14 protein-coding genes are annotated in these 18,949 nt (G+C 43.8%); all 14 read right to left on the bottom strand.

The window, feature by feature from the left end; all coding sequences use genetic code 11:
- Positions 1-28: 28 nt before the first annotated feature.
- Positions 29-1,375 (bottom strand): RagB/SusD family nutrient uptake outer membrane protein, encoded by a 1,347-nt coding sequence (locus tag FAM09_RS11870; protein WP_166437111.1) that lies wholly within the window; start codon positions 1,373-1,375, stop codon positions 29-31.
- Positions 1,376-1,391: 16 nt separating this feature from the next.
- Positions 1,392-4,892, bottom strand: a complete 3,501-nt coding sequence (locus FAM09_RS11865; RefSeq protein WP_136577335.1) for a SusC/RagA family TonB-linked outer membrane protein — start codon at positions 4,890-4,892, stop codon at positions 1,392-1,394.
- Between the two features lie 643 nt (positions 4,893-5,535).
- The gene (locus tag FAM09_RS11860) at positions 5,536-6,786 is read right to left on the bottom strand and encodes a FecR family protein (protein ID WP_136577334.1); all 1,251 of its coding nucleotides are present in this window, start codon (positions 6,784-6,786) and stop codon (positions 5,536-5,538) included.
- Positions 6,787-6,937: 151 nt separating this feature from the next.
- On the bottom strand, positions 6,938-7,519 hold the full coding sequence (locus tag FAM09_RS11855; protein ID WP_136577333.1) for an RNA polymerase sigma factor: 582 nt from the start codon (positions 7,517-7,519) through the stop codon (positions 6,938-6,940).
- A 263-nt stretch (positions 7,520-7,782) separates the two neighbouring features.
- Entirely contained in the window at positions 7,783-7,983 is a 201-nt protein-coding gene (locus FAM09_RS11850) for a hypothetical protein (RefSeq protein ID WP_136577332.1), read from the bottom strand.
- 6 nt (positions 7,984-7,989) lie between these two features.
- Positions 7,990-9,294: an enolase C-terminal domain-like protein gene (locus FAM09_RS11845; RefSeq protein ID WP_136577331.1), complete on the bottom strand. Its 1,305-nt coding sequence runs from the start codon at positions 9,292-9,294 to the stop codon at positions 7,990-7,992.
- Positions 9,295-9,383: 89 nt separating this feature from the next.
- A complete protein-coding gene (locus FAM09_RS11840) occupies positions 9,384-10,259 on the bottom strand; it encodes a 2-hydroxy-3-oxopropionate reductase (protein ID WP_136577330.1) in 876 nt (291 codons plus the stop codon).
- A 132-nt stretch (positions 10,260-10,391) separates the two neighbouring features.
- Entirely contained in the window at positions 10,392-11,852 is a 1,461-nt protein-coding gene (locus FAM09_RS11835) for a GntP family permease (RefSeq protein WP_208025548.1), read from the bottom strand.
- Positions 11,849-12,634, bottom strand: coding sequence for an HpcH/HpaI aldolase family protein (locus FAM09_RS11830; RefSeq protein WP_136577329.1), 786 nt, complete (start codon positions 12,632-12,634; stop codon positions 11,849-11,851). Before FAM09_RS11830 ends, FAM09_RS11835 begins: the two co-directional genes overlap by 4 nt.
- A gap of 836 nt (positions 12,635-13,470) precedes the next feature.
- The gene (leuB, locus tag FAM09_RS11825) at positions 13,471-14,544 is read right to left on the bottom strand and encodes a 3-isopropylmalate dehydrogenase (RefSeq protein WP_136577328.1); all 1,074 of its coding nucleotides are present in this window, start codon (positions 14,542-14,544) and stop codon (positions 13,471-13,473) included.
- Positions 14,545-14,635: 91 nt separating this feature from the next.
- Entirely contained in the window at positions 14,636-14,836 is a 201-nt protein-coding gene (locus FAM09_RS31650; RefSeq protein WP_449406775.1) for a four helix bundle protein, read from the bottom strand.
- A 255-nt stretch (positions 14,837-15,091) separates the two neighbouring features.
- Positions 15,092-16,618: an alpha-isopropylmalate synthase regulatory domain-containing protein gene (locus FAM09_RS11815; RefSeq protein ID WP_136577327.1), complete on the bottom strand. Its 1,527-nt coding sequence runs from the start codon at positions 16,616-16,618 to the stop codon at positions 15,092-15,094.
- Between the two features lie 99 nt (positions 16,619-16,717).
- Positions 16,718-17,311 carry a 3-isopropylmalate dehydratase small subunit gene (leuD, locus tag FAM09_RS11810; protein WP_136577326.1) on the bottom strand — a complete coding sequence of 198 codons (594 nt, stop codon included), beginning with the start codon at positions 17,309-17,311 and terminating at the stop codon, positions 16,718-16,720.
- Between the two features lie 162 nt (positions 17,312-17,473).
- On the bottom strand, positions 17,474-18,877 hold the full coding sequence (leuC, locus tag FAM09_RS11805; protein ID WP_136577325.1) for a 3-isopropylmalate dehydratase large subunit: 1,404 nt from the start codon (positions 18,875-18,877) through the stop codon (positions 17,474-17,476).
- Between the last annotated feature and the right edge of the window lie 72 nt (positions 18,878-18,949).

Below are 18,949 nucleotides of genomic sequence, written 5' to 3'. Positions count from 1 at the left end.
GAGGCTCACATCAAAGCAGAAATCCCCCTTATCGTTCATTCTGCGGCATTTCATTAAATGTTAATTCCTGGTCGGGAATGGGGTATATATATCGTAAACTATTGGCAGAAAGATGGAACGTGTCATTCCCAATGATCCTTTTCAGATTAATGTCGGCGCCGGCCAGGTTTAGTCGCCGCAGGTCCATCCAACGCAAACCCCGGAATAGTAGTTCTTTTCTTCTCTCCCTTAATATTTGCTGCAGGGCATCCTTTTTAGTAGTTGCCTGAAAAGGTTTAAAACTGTTGTTGTTATTCCATCTCTTTGTCATTAATGTATTCAAATCGTTCATGGCTTCCCTCAGCATATCTTTATGTGCATAACATTCTGCCCGGGTTAAATACAATTCATCCACTGCCAGTCCGCAAAATTTGAAAGATGTTGTTAAACCCGCATAAGTGCCCTTGAAATAAGGGCGGTTACCAATGCCAAAAAACAATTGTTTTCTCATGTCATTGCTGTCAAAACTTTCGTATAACGCAGTATCCACTGAACAATTATTGTCTGCATTGAAAATCATTGAGCCTCCCATTACAGTGTGCCAGATAACTTCATCATTGAACTGTTTAAAAGGTACGCCTGTGTTTTTAATAGTATGGTAATTCATCAGCACATTGTATTGCGACAAAGCCTTGTCGGCATATTGAAATGATCTGTCGTAATCAGACATGCTCAAATACACTCTTGATAACAGGGCTGCGACGGCCAGTTTACCCGGCCGGGTTTTATAATCCGGCAAAGGAGGTAATAATTTTTCGGCCTCCAACAGATCGGCAATGATCTGGTCGTAAGTTTCCTGAACCGTTGAACGGGCTATACCCAGCGTAACATCTGATCTTTTTCGTAATGGAATGCCCAGGTCGGTTTTTGCTGTAGCAGGATCATACACTTTACAGAATAATTGCGCTAATTGAAAGAAAGCATGCGCCCGATGAAAATAGGCTTCGCCTGTTGCCCGTAAACCTGCCGGTGAACCCTTTTCAGCTCCAAGGCGGTTAATTCCTTCCAGCACTGTGTTGGCATAGTAAATGGTGGTATAGCTCAAATTCCAGTCGTTAACAGTGCCGCCTTCAAAAGGGTCCTGGGCCCATATATAAGAATATTTGCAAACGGCGTTAAAGTTTGTCCATGCATTTTCGGTTGCATAATAGTTGTCAGATCCTGTCTCTGCCAGAAAAGTAGTGTAATTAAAGTAATTCTGATTGTCGAGCAACATCTGGTAATAGGCAATCGTTTCCGGGATGATCTGTGTTGAATCGGGTTTGGTATTGAGTTTATCTTTTTTACAAGCCAGTAACCCTAACGCAGAATAAATGAGCAAAACAATTTTCTTCATATAGATGCGTGTTTTATTATTTAAAATCAGCCTTAATTCCAATGGTATAGCTTCGAGGGGTTGCATAGCCGGAAATAAAATCCGGATCGAGCCCCAGTTTATTTGCTTTCCATAGTAATGCAACGTTGTTTACATAGAAGTACAGCCGGATAGTGGTTGCGGGTATATGGCGCCATTCCGTTTTATTGAACTCATACGTGATCTTGATATCCTGTAATCGAATATTATCCGCTTTATGAACATTAATGGCGGCGTTGGTATAAAAAGCATCCCGCGCTGTATTGGTAACATATTTCATTGAGGGCACCTGGGTAGTTAATTCATCGCCGCTTTCTTTCCATCTTTTTGCATAATCCTTATGCATGTGGCCTGTATTGAATAAAGCGTAATAAGAAAGAGAGGGTGCTCTGAAATAATAACCCAGGCGGTAGGCGATGTTGAATAACAACGTTACTCTTTTTTTATAAGTAAACGTATTGGCAATAACACCGGTCGATGTTGGCAGGGCAGGGCCATGCGCTACTAATTTGTCAATAGGCAGGTTGTTTAACAATGTATAATCTTTACTGATCTTATTATCGGCTATGCCGCGGGGATCGCCATCATTCGGATCGAGCCCGGCCCAGGGATAACTATAGATATAATGCAACGGTTTACCAACTACCGGCGTTATGTTACCACTTGATCCGCCGCCCGATTTTGCAATGGTAGCGCCGGGGAATGTATCGCTGTAATGCGTTATTTTGTTGGTATTGTAATTATAGATCAGCCTGGTGGTCCATTTGAAATTGCCATTCAGGATCTTGGCATTGATCTCTACTTCTGCCCCCCGGTTAATCATTCCTGCGCCATTGGCCAGAAATCCACGCATGCCTTGTCCGGCCAAACCGGCACTGGGAGCTACCTGGCGCATTTCCATCAGGTTGTCTGCTTTTTTTGCGTAATACTCAATGGCGCCTGTTACCCGGTGATTAAGGGAAGCAAAGTCAATGGCCACATTCAGGGTGTTCGATCTTTCCCAGCCCAGGTAAGGGTTGTTAGGGTTGTTGATAGCGGCCGATCCCAGGCCAAGCGCATTAACCGGTAACAGGTCAACACTTAAAATGGCCGGAACATTCCGGTTTGCATTTCCGCCGGAGCCATAAGTTGCGCGCAACTTAAGGTCGCGCAGCCAGTATATACTGTAAAAATCTTCTTCACTGATCTTCCAGGCCATACCTACTGAGCCCAGCAAAACATTTTTATTATTGAATGCACTGCCGAAAAAATTAGCCTGATCGATCCGGCTGCTTGCAGAAATTATATACCTGCCGGCATAGGAATAGGAGGCGTTCATGAAATAAGAGATCGTTTCATCTCTGGTTGTTTTCGAATCGTCAATATTAGGTATAGTGCTTTTGGGCCGCAAATTCTGGAAAATGGGAAGCGGGGTCTTATAATCGAGGTTGCCGCTATTCGTATTTTTATTGGTACTGTATCCATAAAATCGTTTAATGACCTCTGTATTGGTAACACTACCGGTTTCGCTACCGATTATAGCCGCTATAGTATGTTTGCCAAAACTGGTGTCAATATTGATCTGGAATCTTGAACGGATACTTAACAGGTTCGCATTGATTTCATCGAAAATTGAACCGCGGGGAATGCCATACTTTTTATCACCGGTTGCCAATGGGTTGAAATACTTATTGATCAGATCCCGGGTAAAGTAAAGGTCTTCCGATTGCAGGTTCCTGGTGTTGGTCAGCTGCTTTTCTACCTGCAGTTTTCCTTCAATACGCAGTCCTTTGTACAAATAATATTGGGCGCCAAAATTGAACAGGATATCGTTCAGGCGGGTGATATTATTGGCTGAACGCAGGTCCTGTAAAGGACGATAATTCCAATCCAGGGCAGCCTTTGTAGTGTCTTTATATCTTTGCGAAATTTCACGCGCTACCACGGCCGGGTTTCCGTCATCGTCTGCCAGCCGTGCATACGGATATATTTTGCGGTTATGCATAGTAACTGAGCTGATACCGCCATTGTGGTTGGATGATTTGCTATCGGTAAGGAAGAAGCTGGTTTGCATCTCCAGCTTTTCGATTGGATAAAATACATTATTGAAGCCGATATTAAATCGTTCGTAGCTGTTACGGGTGAGTGGACTGTTGCTTTTTTTCCAACCAGCCAAAAAACTGATAGCGCCTTTGGGACCACCGCGGCTTACCGTTAATGAATATTGCTGATTCACACTTTGCTGGAAATAATATTTATTTAGATCCCTGCGAATATCATTGGCTGATAACGCATCTATTTGCCGGGCAGAATCTGCGGCATCAATAATACCAGCCCGCCGTTTGGCAAATATGTCTACGCCTGGTGTAGTGGCCGGCCTGGTGGTTGTATTTGTTAACGTGGCATCATAATGCTTGTTCCTGAATAAAAACTGTTCTACGTTCAAATAATCGCTGGCCCCCATATAGTTTGGGTCATTAAATGCATTATACTTTTCTCCAATTGTGGTATTTATGTTAAGCTCTGTACGCAGGGGGTCATTTCTCTTTGATCTTTTCGTACTGAGGTTGATAACTCCGTTTGCAGAAATAGCACCCCAAATAGATGAAGCTGCGGCATCCTTCATTACAGTAACGTAATCAATGTCGTCTGGATTAATATTTCTAATATCGCCATCATATGGGAAGCCATCTTTAGCCAACTCGGGCGATCGGGAGGAAAGGATCGTGCTTTGCCCCCTGATATTGAACGATACTTTTTTCGACTGATTTGTTGCATTGGGTTGAAAGTCGAGTCCGCTTGCTTTATTACGCAATAAGTCATTGATATCGCCATTCACACTTTTATTTTGTGACTCGTTACTGATAATGCTAAACGATCCTGTAGCTCTTTCTTTAGGTATTTTTTGGTAACCGCTATTGGCAATTACTGTTAGGTCGGCAAAACCTGCCGGAGTTCCATACAATTGACATTCTATATAATAGCCATGCTCTTTAATTTTTATCGTTTGCTTTTCATAACCTACAAAACTGATTTCTAATTCTGCATTCTCGTCAACAACCTTAATAGTAAAATATCCGTAATCATCTGCTGTTGTTCCCTGAGTAGTGCCCTTGATCATAATACTTGCGCCTGCGAGCGCCATCCCATTCTGATCAGTTATCTTTCCGCTAATGGGGATTTTTTCCGGTGCCTTTTTACTACTATCTTTATTAGTAATGCGCTCTGCTTTATAAAGAGTAATGAGATTGTCGGAGATATCATATTTGAAAGGCTGATTGCGGCAGATTGAATCCATCAATTGTTTTATTGGCATCTTTGTTACCTTCATGGTAATTGGACTGGCATTTTCAATGTCCGCATCACTGTAAAATACCGGGATCTCGGTTTGTTGCCAGATAATTGTAATTATCTTTTTAATTGTGACATTCTTTTCATCAAACGTTACAGTTTTGTCCGTTTGCGAATAACATACCGAATACCATGCACTTAATGTTAAACAGATTAAAATTGCTTTCATAATCGTTTAATTGACTTTTTAGAAAATCAGGATACTGTTTTAGTATAAGGTTAGTTAGCCGGTAGGCATACCGGAGGCGATCAATATAGGCAGGTGTCAAAGGTGGGTTAACCCTCTTCGAACGGTCAAATACATGTTAAACTATTCCACTCCCTCCTGGTAAGTGGATAAAAAATGTTGCTGCTATTGCTGCGTTTGCATAGCATGGTTTGTATTGCACGCGCAATGGAGCTATGCTTGGCCTGCACAATGGCAGGAAACGCAACGGCAGCCAGTTACATACATTTGCCGTCGTGAAACTTAAGGTTAATGGTAAAGGTTAATGATCGACATTTAGGCGCGTAGGAATAAATTATTAGCCTGCAGATGGGGGAGAGGAGGATAGTAAGTCAATAGCTCTACAATGAAATATCGCCTAATTCACTTCCTTCCCTGTGCAATCCCATTTAAATACAGTTCCCCGTGTTCAATTGGGTGCAGAGAAATAATAACATATTCCGGATAGGTTACCCGGATAGGTTCTGATTAGTATAATTGCAAGTCACATCTTTCTTAATAAATTCCGGCGAAAACAGTCCTGGCTTTCGCCTTTAAAAGCCAGACGGTTGGCAGACTGCTATAACCGGAATGGAAGAACGAATGTTTAAGGCTTAGGACTTATCGTAAAACTTCTTTTTCCTTCATAAATGTCAAATTTCACACCGCTGGTCATTTCCACTTTTTCCAGGATCTTTGACAATGGCATATTGCGCATGATCCTTCCACTGAATGTTTTATCGGATAGTCGTTTATCAATTACGAAATAAACATCGTACCACCGGGCTATCTGCTTTATCACAGTTGCCAGGCTGTCACGGTCAAAATAGAAATAGTTCTTTTTCCAGGCCACTACCTTGTCTATATTAACCTCCCTGGCAATATCAATATCTCCGGTTGCTTTCCACAATACACCCTGCTGCCCGGGCTCGCTAAGAACTACGTTCTTTCCATTCTTAATTCTTACTTTACCTTCTAATAAAGTAGTGGTAATGTTCTTTTCATCTTTATACGCGTTTATATTGAATTGAGTGCCGAGCACTTCAACTTCTTCACTGGTATTGCCTGCAGAGTCTTCAACTGTTACTAAAAATGGCACTTTCTCTCCCTGATTTTGTGCCAGCGGCTTAATTTCAAAGAAAGCTTCTCCTCTGATCTTCACCCGTCGTTCCTTATTACTGAAGGAAACCGGGTAATTAATGGAAGATGCTGCATTCAGCCAAACCTGGCTTTCATCGGGCAATACAACACGGTAAGTTTGCCCATTTTCCGTTTTGAGGGTATTATAAAGAATATCATCCCCTGTATTTGTACGATTAGTAACATTATATACCAGTTGCCCATCGGCATTGTTAATTATATCAGTTCCGCCTTGTTGGGCTATTTGTCCAGGGGCCATGCTATCCAATACGATCTGTCGTCCATCGGCCAGGGTTAGCGTAGCTTTTGAGGAACCTGGCGCAATATCAGTTTGCAGTTGATCCTGGTTTTCATGTATAGTTGCTGTTTTCCCAGATCCCTTCTCATCATTAAACCAGAAATAAAGTGCAAAAGAAAGTACGATCAATATGGAAGCTGCGATTGTTGCGATAGTTACCCCTGTCCAAAGGCGTTTTGTTTTTTGATTACGTTTTATTTTTTCATTTACAAGTTCTCTTCCATTTTCCAGATCCATCACATGAGCATGCATTTTTGCAAGGGCTTCGTTCTGATATGCAGAATCGGTCATGTTGTCGAAAAACTCCCTGTTTTCAGGCCTGGTAAGCCATTCATTCAAAACGATTTGCTCATTTTCGGTTAATTCCCCTTGAATATGTTGATATATTAAATGTGGTATGGTGTTCTGGTCTATGGACATAATTGCTCAGCTTTGCATTTGCTGTAAGTATAAATTTTACGGCACCCCGCAAACTGGCTTCACATATACTTACTTTTAAGAAGGAACGCATTCAATTACTTTTTGTACTACCCTTTTTTTAAAAAAAAATAGCGGTGGTGTAAATACCGCTTTAATTTTTAAAAATTTTACAGGAAATAATAATGAGTAAAATGATTAAGTCTTTGTCTTTGAATGCGATGCGCAATAATTCCATAGCCCTTGCATTATGCCCCTTTACTGTATTGGGCGAAATATTTAATAACCTGGCCACTTCATCTCTGGGTATCCGTTCCAGGTAAGTGAGTTTAAATACTTGTTTCATTTTTTCGGGCAATTTGTCTATTTCCAGGTAGAGTTTTTGGATGATTTCCGCTTCATAAGCAGGTAGCTCCATATTGTCTTCAGAAAACGGCTGAATGTATTTCAGGTAATTATCGTACTTGATCTTTGTTTTCTGCTTTCTTAAATAAGAGATACAGGCATTTTTTATAATGGCAACTAGATAGTTTTTTATATCGCCCTTGCTTTTGAACGCATCCATTTTGCCATATAATTTGGCAAAACATTCTGCCACAATATCCTGCGCTTCATCTTTGCTTGATACCAGCGATTGGGCATAAAAGCATAGCCAGGGATATAACTCATTAAAAACATCTTTGAATGAAAATGGCTGCCCGTTTTCAGCAGGAGTAAGGAATTGATTGTCATCCATAAATTGTTCTTTTCTTTTAAGGTAGTAACACCCAGATATAATATAAATGGATACCCCTCAGGTATTGCAACACACTTTTGTTGGATACAATAGATTAAACGGGAATGAACGGGAATGCTTGGTTGGTAATATAACAGGCAATATTACACACAATTTCGATGACTATACATTACCATTTAGTAGTATTTTATAGCCGTTCTATATATTTTATAACACTTATTAATTATGCAACCTTAATAATTGTAATGAAAATAATATACAGGTTATTTTAATTCAGTGGTTTGTTGATTATTGGCAATATAAGTGTAGATGTTCTTACCGGTTATTAATAAAAATGGGGCCATTGGTATAGCGGCCCCATAGTTAACGTGTTTGCGGGTTAAAGATTTCAGTACTTCTTCGCTCAAACGGCTGTACCTGATATTTGCAGCGGGTATCTGGGTATCCGGCAATATTTTTGACAATTAATTTTACCACCGCACTGCTTCAAACTTCCAGCCCGGCACTACTTTTTGCATTTCTATTTCATCATCGCGTTTGGTTAATCCGCATTTTTTATAATTTTCATGAAGTCGTACCAGCGCCTTTTTATCAAGCTCTACGCCTAAACCGGGTGCTGAAGGAACAGCAACGGCGCCGTCTTCAAAGGCAAAACGGCCCGCACTGATCACCTCATCCGACTGCCAGGGATAATGCGTATCGAGGTCGTAGGGCAAATGGGGCAGGGCGGCTCCCAGGTGAACCATAGCCGCCAGCGATATGCCCAGGTGGCTGTTTGAATGCATGGAAAGACGCCGCCCGAACGTGCCGCATATTTTTGATAATTCCATAGAGGACCGTAACCCGCCCCAGAAATGATGATCGCTGAGAATAATATCTTCGGCGCCTATAGCAACACTGGCCGGTATATCGTCGAAGGAGGTGGTGCACATATTAGTCGCCAGCGGTGTTTTAAGCGCCTGCCGTACAAGCGACATATTTTTCTGACCTCTCGTAGGATCTTCAAGGTATTCGATGATGCCTTCCATTTTACGGCCGTATTGGATAGAAGTTTCAACCGTCCACAAAGCATTTGGGTCAATACGTAATGGAATATGCGCGCCAAAGGCTTCGCGTAAGGCAAATATGGCGGCTGTTTCCCGGGCCGGTTCAAATACACCGCCTTTTAATTTAATAGAACGGAAACCGAATTCATTACACATGGCTTTTGCCTGTTGTACAATTCCTTCGGGGTCCAGCGCTTTAGCCTGACGGGCGGCGCTCCATCCCGTGGCCTCTTCATCGATGTTAAATCCCAATTCACCGCCGGCGCCTTCGTACTTATAAAAAAGATAGGCCGCAAAGGGAACACGGTCGCGCATCTTGCCACCCAGCAGGTCAACCACCGGCAGGCCGGTAATTTTTCCTATGATATCGAGGCAGGCCACTTCAATAGCGCTGAAAATATGCACCAGCTTTCGCTGGTCCCAGGGCGTATCGCCGCGTTGCGCGGCAGTTTCTTTGCCGAAATAATTCTCCAGCTCGCGGCCAATGCTGTTTAGCTGTATGGGCGATTGTCCTATTATTAAAGGACGGGCCGATTCAAGGGCCTCGTTGATGCTTATATTACCCGGAATTTCACTTACGCCCGAAATATTATCATCAGTGATCAGTTCAACAATGGTGCGCAATGCATAAGGCGCGTGTAAGCCTGCTGCATTCAATAAGGGTGGATCTGTAATAGCTATTGGCGTTACGATCATTTCCCTGATGCGGGGGGCATTTTTTATTTTCATATGAAGGTATAAACTAAGAGTTGGATTTAATGATTCTAATCGGGTGGCGATAGGCCGTTACCGGTTACCGGTTTCCAGGCCCCTGGTAACTATTGTATTCCCGACAACTGTTGTATGAGCCAGGCAATAGCGCTGTGGTCCCATTCGCCTTTGCCCTGTGCTATCAATGCATCCATATGCGCACTAACCTGTGCAGTGCCATATAACGGAACCGAAAAATCTTTTCCGGCCTGCAGCGCGATATTCATATCTTTTCGATGCAGTTTTATTTTGAAGCCGGGCGTAAAGTTTTCTTCAATGATCCTTTTACCATGTAAATCGAGTATGCGGCTTTGCGCAAAACCACCCAGCAGCACTTCACGCATTTTCTCCAGATCAACGCCTGCTTTTTTCGCCAGGGCAAAGGCTTCGGCCACGGCATTTATGGTCATGCCCACGATCATCTGGTTGCAGGCTTTTGTCATTTGTCCGGCGCCTGCTTCTCCGATGTGCACAATATTCTTTCCCATTGCTTTGAACAGGGGCAGGGCCCGCTCAAAAGCAGCGGCGGTACCGCCCACCATTATAGAAAGAGAAGCTGCTGTAGCGCCTACCTGTCCGCCCGATACGGGGGCATCCAGCGCTTCAACGCTTTTTGATTGTAACAACTGAAAAACTTCTTTGGCGGCCGACGGCGCAATGGTGCTCATGTCGATAAACAAACTCCCGGCCTTTACGCCTTCCAATATTCCTTCCTGCCCGGTAACTACTTCCAGTACTTCGGGCGAATCGGGCAGCATGGTGATAATAATGTCACATTCCTGCGCTATGGCCTTACCGGTAGCCAATACCCTGGCGCCTGCTTCAACCAGTTCTGCAGCGGCTTTACTTTTTTGCAATACACATACAGGATAACCTGCTTTTACCAGGTGCAATGCCATGGGCTTACCCATGATGCCTAATCCAATGAATCCAATCTTTTCCATATTGATGCTTCACTTTAAATTTTAAAATTTCTTCCAAACCCTCTAATAAATGTCGGGTATTGAATGTTGAATCTCGAATGTTGAAGAAAAAAACACCTTCTACATTCATCATTGCACATTTGCTATTCCATATTAAACCAATGGCAACAACTTAGCTGCAATCATAATAAGGATCAATCCCGCAAGTCCCATCACCAGCAGCATAGGTGCAAATGCTCTTAATGTTTCTCTTTCGGTAAGGTTGCTCATTTTACAGATGAGCCAGAACCCGGCATCATTCATCCATGGTATTAATTTCGATCCACAGCCAATGGCCAGCCCTAAGTACAATGGATGATAAGGCAGATCCGTATTATGTGTTAATCCAGATAAAATGCCTGATGCTGTTATCAGTGCCACCGTGGCCGATCCCTGCGCTGTGCGCACAATGGCGGTAATAAAAAACGCCATCGGTATCAATGCCATCTGATAATCTTTTGTCCACAGGGCAATGCGCTGGCTGATGCCCGTTTGCTGCAGCATACCGCCGAACGCGCCGCCGGCTGCAATGATCAGTATAATGCCGCCCGCGCTGATTACGGCTCCCTGAACAAATGCGCTTAAACCGGCCCTGCTTTCTTTTTTGTGTACCCTCAGAATTAATAATGCTATGAGCGCTCCAATGACAAGGGCAATATTTCTGTCGCCCAGGAATTTTATTACTGCTGCCAGTTTTTGTACAAACAACGAAGAAGATACCGTGGCGGTTTTGCCGCCGTGTATTGAGTGCAGTGCTGTATCGGCGCAGATAAACACCAATGGTATCAGCAGCGGCAATAACGACAGCCATAGGGGCGGAAGCTGTTTTGTTTCCTGTAACGAAACCGACCTGATATCTTCCAGTTTTGCATCGATTGAATCCCTTACTTCAACGGGCCATTTTTTGTTTACCCACACGGCGTAATAATAACCTGCTGTAATGGTAAAAAGTCCCAGTATAATGCCGGCGATCATCATGGTGCCCATGGCAATATGCATTTCGCCTGCAAGGAACAAAGGCCCCGGGGCCGGTGGCACCAGTGAGTTGGCCATAGCTGCGCCGCCGGCGATGGCAAGAATGAACAGCAGGTAATTTTTCCCCATGCGTATGCTGATCGTTTTCCCCAGCGGCGTCATGAGTAAGATAACGGCATCAAAGAACACGGGAATGCCCACAAAAAAACTGCTTATTATAAATGCTACCGGCGCTTTTTTTAAACCAGTAAGCCGTAAAACCGATCGTACAATGCGTTCTGCGCCGCCACTTTCCAGCAAACATTTTCCGATAATGGCTGCCATGGCTATGATGATGCCTATTTTTGAACAGGTATTGCCAAACTCCAGCGCCACTCTTTCACCGGCGCTCCGGTTCGCTTGTTGAAGGGCTGATGCCACCGTAGCGCCTTTCGATAATGCGTATTGCTCAACTGCCGAAGCGGGTGTCATAATAGCAACCACCAGCGCCCCCAGTAAAAGGGCAAGGAACGGTTGCAGTTTTAGCCAGATGATGCCACCGGCTACTATGATGATACCGACAAATAATATAACGGCAGGTTCTGTAATGAATAACATCATGACAGGCCGGTTTTTCCTGAGCTTCTCATTGTTTGTAATGTATTGGCCATGTTGCGGGCGGCATCGGCTACAAAGGTGGCGTCGGCGCCACAGGCGATCATGCGTATGCCCATGCTGTTGTAGCGGGCATATTCGGCAGGATTAAAGAATAATATGCCCGTTGCCTTGCCAGCCTTATTGGTGGCATTCACTGTTGCCTTTACCGCATCGATGAACAGCGGATGATCGAACTGGCCAAAGATGCCGAGGGCCATGGTTAAATCGGCAGGGCCAATAAATAAAACATCAATGCCATCCAGGGCGGCAATTTCATCGAGGTGGTCAAGCACTTCGGTAGTTTCTATCTGAACAATGCCAACTATATTTTCCTTTGCCTGTTGATAGTAGTTTTGAAAATTTTGTCCGAATGCGGTGGCCCGAACCATTTTGGCAACACCGCGGGTGCCATCGGGCGGATAATGCAATCCGCTGGCTACAGCAGCCGCTTCTGCTGTATTGGTAATGCGGGGGCACATAATGCCTTCAGCGCCCATATCGAGTATGCGATGTATTCGTTGCCGCTGAGAGCTTTCGATGCGTACCACAGCAGCGGCCGGTGTATGTTCCAACGCCTGTAATTGATGATAAACATCCTTTTCGGTTCCCGCGCCATGCTCAAGGTCTATCAGCACCCAGTCGAATCCTGATAATCCTACAATCTCTGCAGTTACCGAACTGCCTAAATTCAGCCAGCAGCCATGCAGCGTGGCGCCCTGTTGCAGTTGTTTTTTTAAATTCTTCATATGGACAAGCTCCTGTGGTAAAGGATCACCTAAATTAAAGAGATATAAATTACGTAATTACCTCATTCTACCAGAATGATTAGCTTATTTGGCGTTTAGACGAAGGCAAAGAGGTAAAAAGGGCAAGGATAGGAGGCAAAAAGGCATAGAGCATAGAATTTAGAAAACTCTATTTTGTTGCCTTCGCTACATACTGCCATCATGTAACCGCCTGTTTTTATTATTGAGATTAACACAAACGCCAACAGTATACTAGTCACCGCTTAACTTATTTAGCACAATTTGCTTACCCTGTAAAAAGATCGCAATACGTTATACCTGAATAAAAATCATTTTATATCAATAGAAGCAGATCCTGACAAAAAAAATGCGATCAGTATCACAACTAATTCACCTAAATTTTATACTGCAGATAGCATAAAGGTTGGCAGTACATTTGAACAATTGGTCAATAAATACGATGGGTTAATATTCCTGGATGGAGATGGCGGAGAACTGTCTGCTTATCTCAAGAAAGAAAATATCGTATTTCAAATGCCAGACTTAGCCTTCAAGGATGGGTTTAATTATGACAATAGAAAAAGAAAGCTCGAAAAGTCTGTACTGCTTAAGAATGTAAAGAATAAAAAGGTGAAGGTGCAATTTATAAAGGTTGAAAATTATCCTCGATTTTAACATTGGCAGAAGAATGTATCCAAGTACACCGTAATAGAAGATTTTTAGCCCTGCGATAGCGGGCTTTCTGCTCAATTTATTAATCAATATCATACGACGTAATATAATTAAAGGGTCTCCTGCAAAGAAGACCCTTTAATTATATTACGTCCTAAGACGAATTACAAAAACTTCAACACTTCTTCGCCAATCGCGTCTGTACCTAATATTTTGTTGGCCAGAGTTTGTGCATCGGCGATATCGCGGGTGCGGAAACCTGCTTTCAACACTTTATCTACTGCACTGATAACCGCTTCTGATTCGGCTTTCATGCCAAATGAAATATCCAGCAACAATGCGGCTGATAATATAGATGCCAGCGGATTGGCTACGCCCTTACCGGTAATATCATGCGCTGAACCGTGAATGGGTTCGTATACGCCTGTTCCATCGCCAACTGAAGCTGATGCCAGCATACCCATTGAGCCTGCAATTTGCGATGCTTCGTCGGTAAGGATATCACCAAACAGGTTGGCGGTTACCACCACATCAAATCGACGGGGATCTTTTATCAGCAGCATAGCCGTAGCATCTACAAACTGATGCTCCACTTCTACATCGGGGTAATCCTTTGCTACTTTCTGGATCACTTCGCGCCACAGGCGGCTGGTTTCAATTACATTGGCTTTATCTACAGAGCATAATTTCTTTCTTCTGGTACGGGCAGCTTCAAATGCTTTGCGGGCAATGCGTTCTACTTCGTAACGGCTGTATTCAGCAACATCGTAAGCGGTATCGCCATTGTTCTTTCTGCCTTTCTCACCAAAATAAATATCACCGGTAAGCTCGCGGAAGAATAAGATGTCGGCGCCTTTTAATATTTCGGGTTTAATGCTGGATGCACCCAACAATTCATCGAATAATTTAATGGGACGTAAGTTGGCATACAAGCCCAGTTCTTTACGCATTTTCAGCAGTCCTTGTTCAGGACGTACTTTGGCAGACGGGTCGTTATCGTACTTGGGATGCCCTACAGCGCCAAACAACACGGCATCTGATTTGCGCATTTTCTCAAGTGACTCATCCGGCAGGGGATTTCCAGTTGCTTCAATGGCCACGTGACCGATCAATGCTTCGTCGTATGTAAATGTGTGTCCGAATTTTGCAGCGATCTTATCTAAAACTTTTTTACCAACTGCGGTAACTTCCTGGCCTATTCCATCTCCAGGTACAATTAAGATTCTTTTATTTGCCATATTTTAATTTTTAAAGGCATAAAGGCAACAAGGCATAAAGGCATAAAGGAAATACAATAAGCCACAGCCTGTCTTATTTATCCTTTTACTCTTAAATTTTTTTTATTAAAGCTATCAACATATATTCAATTTCCTTTGCTTCATTAAACAAAGCATTGAATTTTTCTGCTGCAAGATACTTCAGGTTAGCTGCAATTTCAATTTGTGTTTGCAATTCAAATAAAGAACCTGTAGCAATTTGTAAAAAACGCTTATAATCGGCTGTAGAATTTCTTCCATAACCCTCGGCAATGTTGCTTGGGATTGATATTGCACATCGCCGTAACTGGCTCGTAGCGAATATAATTCATCTGTTGGAAATGACTTTGAGGCTGAATAAATGTCAGTAACTAATATCATTGACTTTTGCAAAACAATCAAATCTCTATAAGTTCTTACGTTTGTCATGCTTGCAAGTTTGGGTTAAAAATGTTAGCCCACTCGCAATCCTCATTAAAATGTATTCCCCCGTTGCCTCTATGCCTTTATGCCTCGTTCCCTCTATCCCTTAAATAAGATTCAACATCTTCTGCGTCGCCTTTATCGCTGCAACCGTTTGATCGCTATCCAGCCCGCGGGTCTTGAATTCTTTCCCGTTAGCGCTTTTCCAGGTAATAACGGTCTCGCACAAGGCATCTGTTTTGCCCCCGGGCGGAATACGCACTGCATAATCCGTTAACACAGGCAGGTCCTGTTTCAACTTTTTATATACTTTCTTCAGCGCATTCATAAAGGCATCGTATTGTCCGTCGCCTTGCGCATGCTCTTCATGTAATTCGCCGTTGATCGAGATCTTCAGTGTTGCCGAAGGATGGAGGCTTTTGGTATGGGTGAGTACGTAATTATCGATCCGTACTTTTTCTTCAATGTTCTTGCTGTCGATCACATCGGAAATGATATACGGCAGATCGGCCTGTGTAACCACTTCCTTCTTGTCGCCCAGTTCAATAATGCGCTGCGTTACCTTTTTCAGATCGGGCTCACTTAACTGAATACCCAATTGCGCCAGGTTATTTTCAATATTGGCCTTGCCGCTGGTTTTGCCGAGTGCATACTTGCGCTGGCGGCCAAAACGCTCCGGCATCAGGTCGCTGAAATATAATTTGTTCTTTTTATCGCCATCGGCATGGATGCCCGCTGTTTGCGTGAACACGTTTTCGCCCACCACCGGTTTGTTAACCGGTATGCGGAAACCCGAAAAGGTTTCTACCAGCTTGCTTACGCGGTACAGCGATGCTTCTGCCACCGAAGTTTTTACTTCCGGTAAAAAATCGTTCAGCACGGCAACCGCACTGGCAAGAGGCGCGTTACCCGCTCTTTCTCCCATACCATTAATGGTAAGATGAATGCCATGCGCGCCGGCTTTTACGCCTTCCAGTACATTGGCAGTGCCCAGGTCGTAATCATTATGTGCATGAAAATCAAAATGTGTATTGGGATAGCGTTCTACAATAGCCGAAATGTATTCTTTTACTTCCGAGGGGGTAAGTACACCCAGGGTGTCGGGTAACATGACGCGTTTGATCGGCAGCTTTTGCAGAAAATCGAGATATTGAAATACGTACTCCCGCGAGTGGCGCATACCATTGCTCCAGTCTTCGAGGTATACGTTGCTTTCCAGTCCTTTTTTCCTGGCCAGGCTGATCACTTCCGCTACTTCAGCAAAATGTTGCTCGGGTTTTTTCTTTAACTGGTGGGTGAGGTGGTTGAGCGAGCCTTTGGTAAGCAGGTTCATCACTTTGGCGCCGGCCTGCTGCATCCATTGAATAGACACATCGCCATCGACAAAGGTGAGCACCTCTACCCGGTTTAATAAACCATTGGCCTTTGCCCATTTGGTAATGGCTTTTACGGCGGCCAATTCACCTTCACTTACACGCGCCGATGCAATTTCAATGCGGTCAACTTTTACTTCTGTTAAAAGCAGTTGGGCAATCGTTAGCTTTTCGGTAGGGGAGAACGACACGCCGCTGGTTTGTTCACCATCGCGGAGTGTGGTATCCATAATCTCTATGCGTCGCTGGTCACTAGACATACTAAATGAGGAATGAGGAATTAAAAATTAAAAATGAAAAAGTAAAACTCCGGGCTTTTACTTTTTCATTTCTTATTCCTCATTATTAATTTTTAATTTCTAATAGATGCTATTTACTGCGAATGACTGGATATCAGATTTCAGGCTTTGCAGAAAATCGATATCATCGAAGCCATTCATCATATTGTGCTTCTTGTAGCCATTGATCTCAAATGATTCTGATGCACCGCCAACGATGGAGATCTTTTGCTCGGCCAGGTTTACTTCCAGCTCCGTTTTGGGATTGGCTTCTATTGCTTTGAATATCTGATCGAGGAACGATTCGCTTACCTGTACCGGTAATATGCCAATGTTCAATGAATTGTTCTTGAAGATATCGGCAAAAAAGCTGCTCACTACGCAACGGAATCCATAATCGTAGATGGCCCAGGCGGCGTGCTCACGGCTACTTCCACTTCCGAAGTTTTTACCACCTACCAGTATTTTACCGGTGTAAATGGGATTGTTCAGTACAAAATCTTTTTTAGGCGTGCCGTCACCTTCAAAGCGCCAGTCGCGAAACAGGTTATCGCCAAATCCTTTGCGCTCGGTGGCTTTTAAGAAACGGGCCGGAATGATCTGATCGGTATCTACGTTCTCGATAGGCATAGGTACCGCGGTGCTCTTTAGTACTGTAAATTTATCGTAAGCCATTGTTCTGTTTGTCGTTTGTTGTTTGTGGTTTGTAGTTACTGTTTCTGGTTTATTGTTTTTAGTTTCTGGTTGTTCCCGTTCAAACGACCGGAAGGCTTCAATCACTCCGCGAGTGCGGCAATAATGAACCATAAACTATAAACCAAAAACTAGAAACTGCATTTAGATCAACTCTCTCGGATCGGTAACAAATCCTGTGACCGCAGCTGCAGCCGCTACCAGCGGACTGGCCAGCATGGTTCTTGCGCCGGGACCCTGACGACCTTCAAAGTTGCGGTTGCTGGTGCTCACAGCGTATTTGCCGGCGGGGATCTTGTCATCATTCATCGCCAGACAGGCTGAACAACCGGGTTGACGCAACTGGAAGCCGGCTTCTGTAAGAATATCCAGAATGCCTTCTTCTTTAATTTGCTGTTCAACGATGTGCGAACCGGGCACTATCCAGGCTGTAACATGATCGGCTTTTTTACGGCCTTTTATCACAGAAGCAAACGCGCGGAAATCTTCAATACGGCCGTTGGTGCAACTACCAATGAACACATAATCAACTTTCTTGCCCAGCATGCTTTCTTCTTCATGGAAATCCATATAGGCTAACGATTTGTCGAAGCTGGCCTGGCCGCTGCCAATTTGTTCTGCACTAGGAATGCGTTTGGTAATGCCAATACCCATACCCGGATTGGTTCCGTAGGTGATCATGGGTTCAATTTCGGAAGCGCTGAAAGTATGTTCTTTATCAAAGAAAGCGCCTTCTTCGGTTTTCAGCGATTTCCAGAAAGCCAACGCTTTATCCCAGGCTTCGCCTTTGGGCGCTTTTTCGCGGCCTTTAATATAGGCGAATGTGGTTTCATCAGGAGCGATCATCCCACCACGGGCGCCCATTTCAATACTCATATTACAAACGGTCATCCTACCTTCCATGCTCATGTTCTCAAAAACATCACCGGCAAATTCTACGAAATAACCGGTTGCACCGGCAGCGGTGAGTCTTGAAATAATAAACAGCACCACGTCTTTGGGCGTAATGCCTTTACCCAGCTTGCCGTTTACGTTAATGCGCATTTTCTTGGGGCGGGGCTGCATAATACATTGGGAAGAAAGTACCATCTCAACTTCAGAAGTACCGATACCAAATGCAATAGCGCCAAATGCACCATGGGTAGAAGTATGCGAATCGCCGCAAACGATGGTCATACCCGGAAGGGTAATACCGTTTTCGGGACCCACAACGTGCACAATACCATTTTTAGGATTGCCCAGTCCCCAGTGTGAAATACCATATTTAGCCGAATTGCTTTCCAGGGCCTTCAACTGATTGGCAGATAATGCGTCCTGAACGGGCAAGTGCTGGTTAATGGTGGGGGTGTTATGATCGGCTGTTGCAAAGGTTTTCTCGGGGAACATCACTTTCAATCCCCGGCTTTCCAGGCCCAAAAATGCTACCGGGCTGGTCACCTCATGAATAAAATGCCGGTCAATAAACAACACATCGGGGCCATCTTCTATATGCCTGACCACATGCGAATCCCATACTTTGTCGAATAATGCAGCGGGGGTTTTGCTCATTTTATATAATTTAAATCAAGTTGCAAAATTCTTAAAATATAGTCAGATTATAAGGGTTTTATGTGTGTTTTT

It is taken from the genome of Niastella caeni (assembly GCF_004834005.1).
In the GTDB taxonomy this organism is placed as follows: Bacteria; Bacteroidota; Bacteroidia; order Chitinophagales; family Chitinophagaceae; genus Niastella; species Niastella caeni.
This window is presented reverse-complemented; position numbering and strand designations above follow the sequence as displayed.

Bases quoted from the DNA above. Each gene is read 5' to 3' on its own strand.
- FAM09_RS11870 (WP_166437111.1), bottom strand. From the start codon at position 1,375: ATGAAGAAAATTGTTTTGCTCATTTATTCTGCGTTAGGGTTACTGGCT.
- FAM09_RS11865 (WP_136577335.1), bottom strand. From the start codon at position 4,892: ATGAAAGCAATTTTAATCTGTTTAACATTAAGTGCATGGTATTCGGTA.
- FAM09_RS11860 (WP_136577334.1), bottom strand. From the start codon at position 6,786: ATGTCCATAGACCAGAACACCATACCACATTTAATATATCAACATATT.
- FAM09_RS11855 (WP_136577333.1), bottom strand. From the start codon at position 7,519: ATGGATGACAATCAATTCCTTACTCCTGCTGAAAACGGGCAGCCATTT.
- FAM09_RS11845 (WP_136577331.1), bottom strand. From the start codon at position 9,294: ATGAAAATAAAAAATGCCCCCCGCATCAGGGAAATGATCGTAACGCCA.
- FAM09_RS11840 (WP_136577330.1), bottom strand. From the start codon at position 10,259: ATGGAAAAGATTGGATTCATTGGATTAGGCATCATGGGTAAGCCCATG.
- FAM09_RS11835 (WP_208025548.1), bottom strand. From the start codon at position 11,852: ATGATGTTATTCATTACAGAACCTGCCGTTATATTATTTGTCGGTATC.
- FAM09_RS11830 (WP_136577329.1), bottom strand. From the start codon at position 12,634: ATGAAGAATTTAAAAAAACAACTGCAACAGGGCGCCACGCTGCATGGC.
- leuB (WP_136577328.1), bottom strand. From the start codon at position 14,544: ATGGCAAATAAAAGAATCTTAATTGTACCTGGAGATGGAATAGGCCAG.
- FAM09_RS11815 (WP_136577327.1), bottom strand. From the start codon at position 16,618: ATGTCTAGTGACCAGCGACGCATAGAGATTATGGATACCACACTCCGC.
- leuD (WP_136577326.1), bottom strand. From the start codon at position 17,311: ATGGCTTACGATAAATTTACAGTACTAAAGAGCACCGCGGTACCTATG.
- leuC (WP_136577325.1), bottom strand. From the start codon at position 18,877: ATGAGCAAAACCCCCGCTGCATTATTCGACAAAGTATGGGATTCGCAT.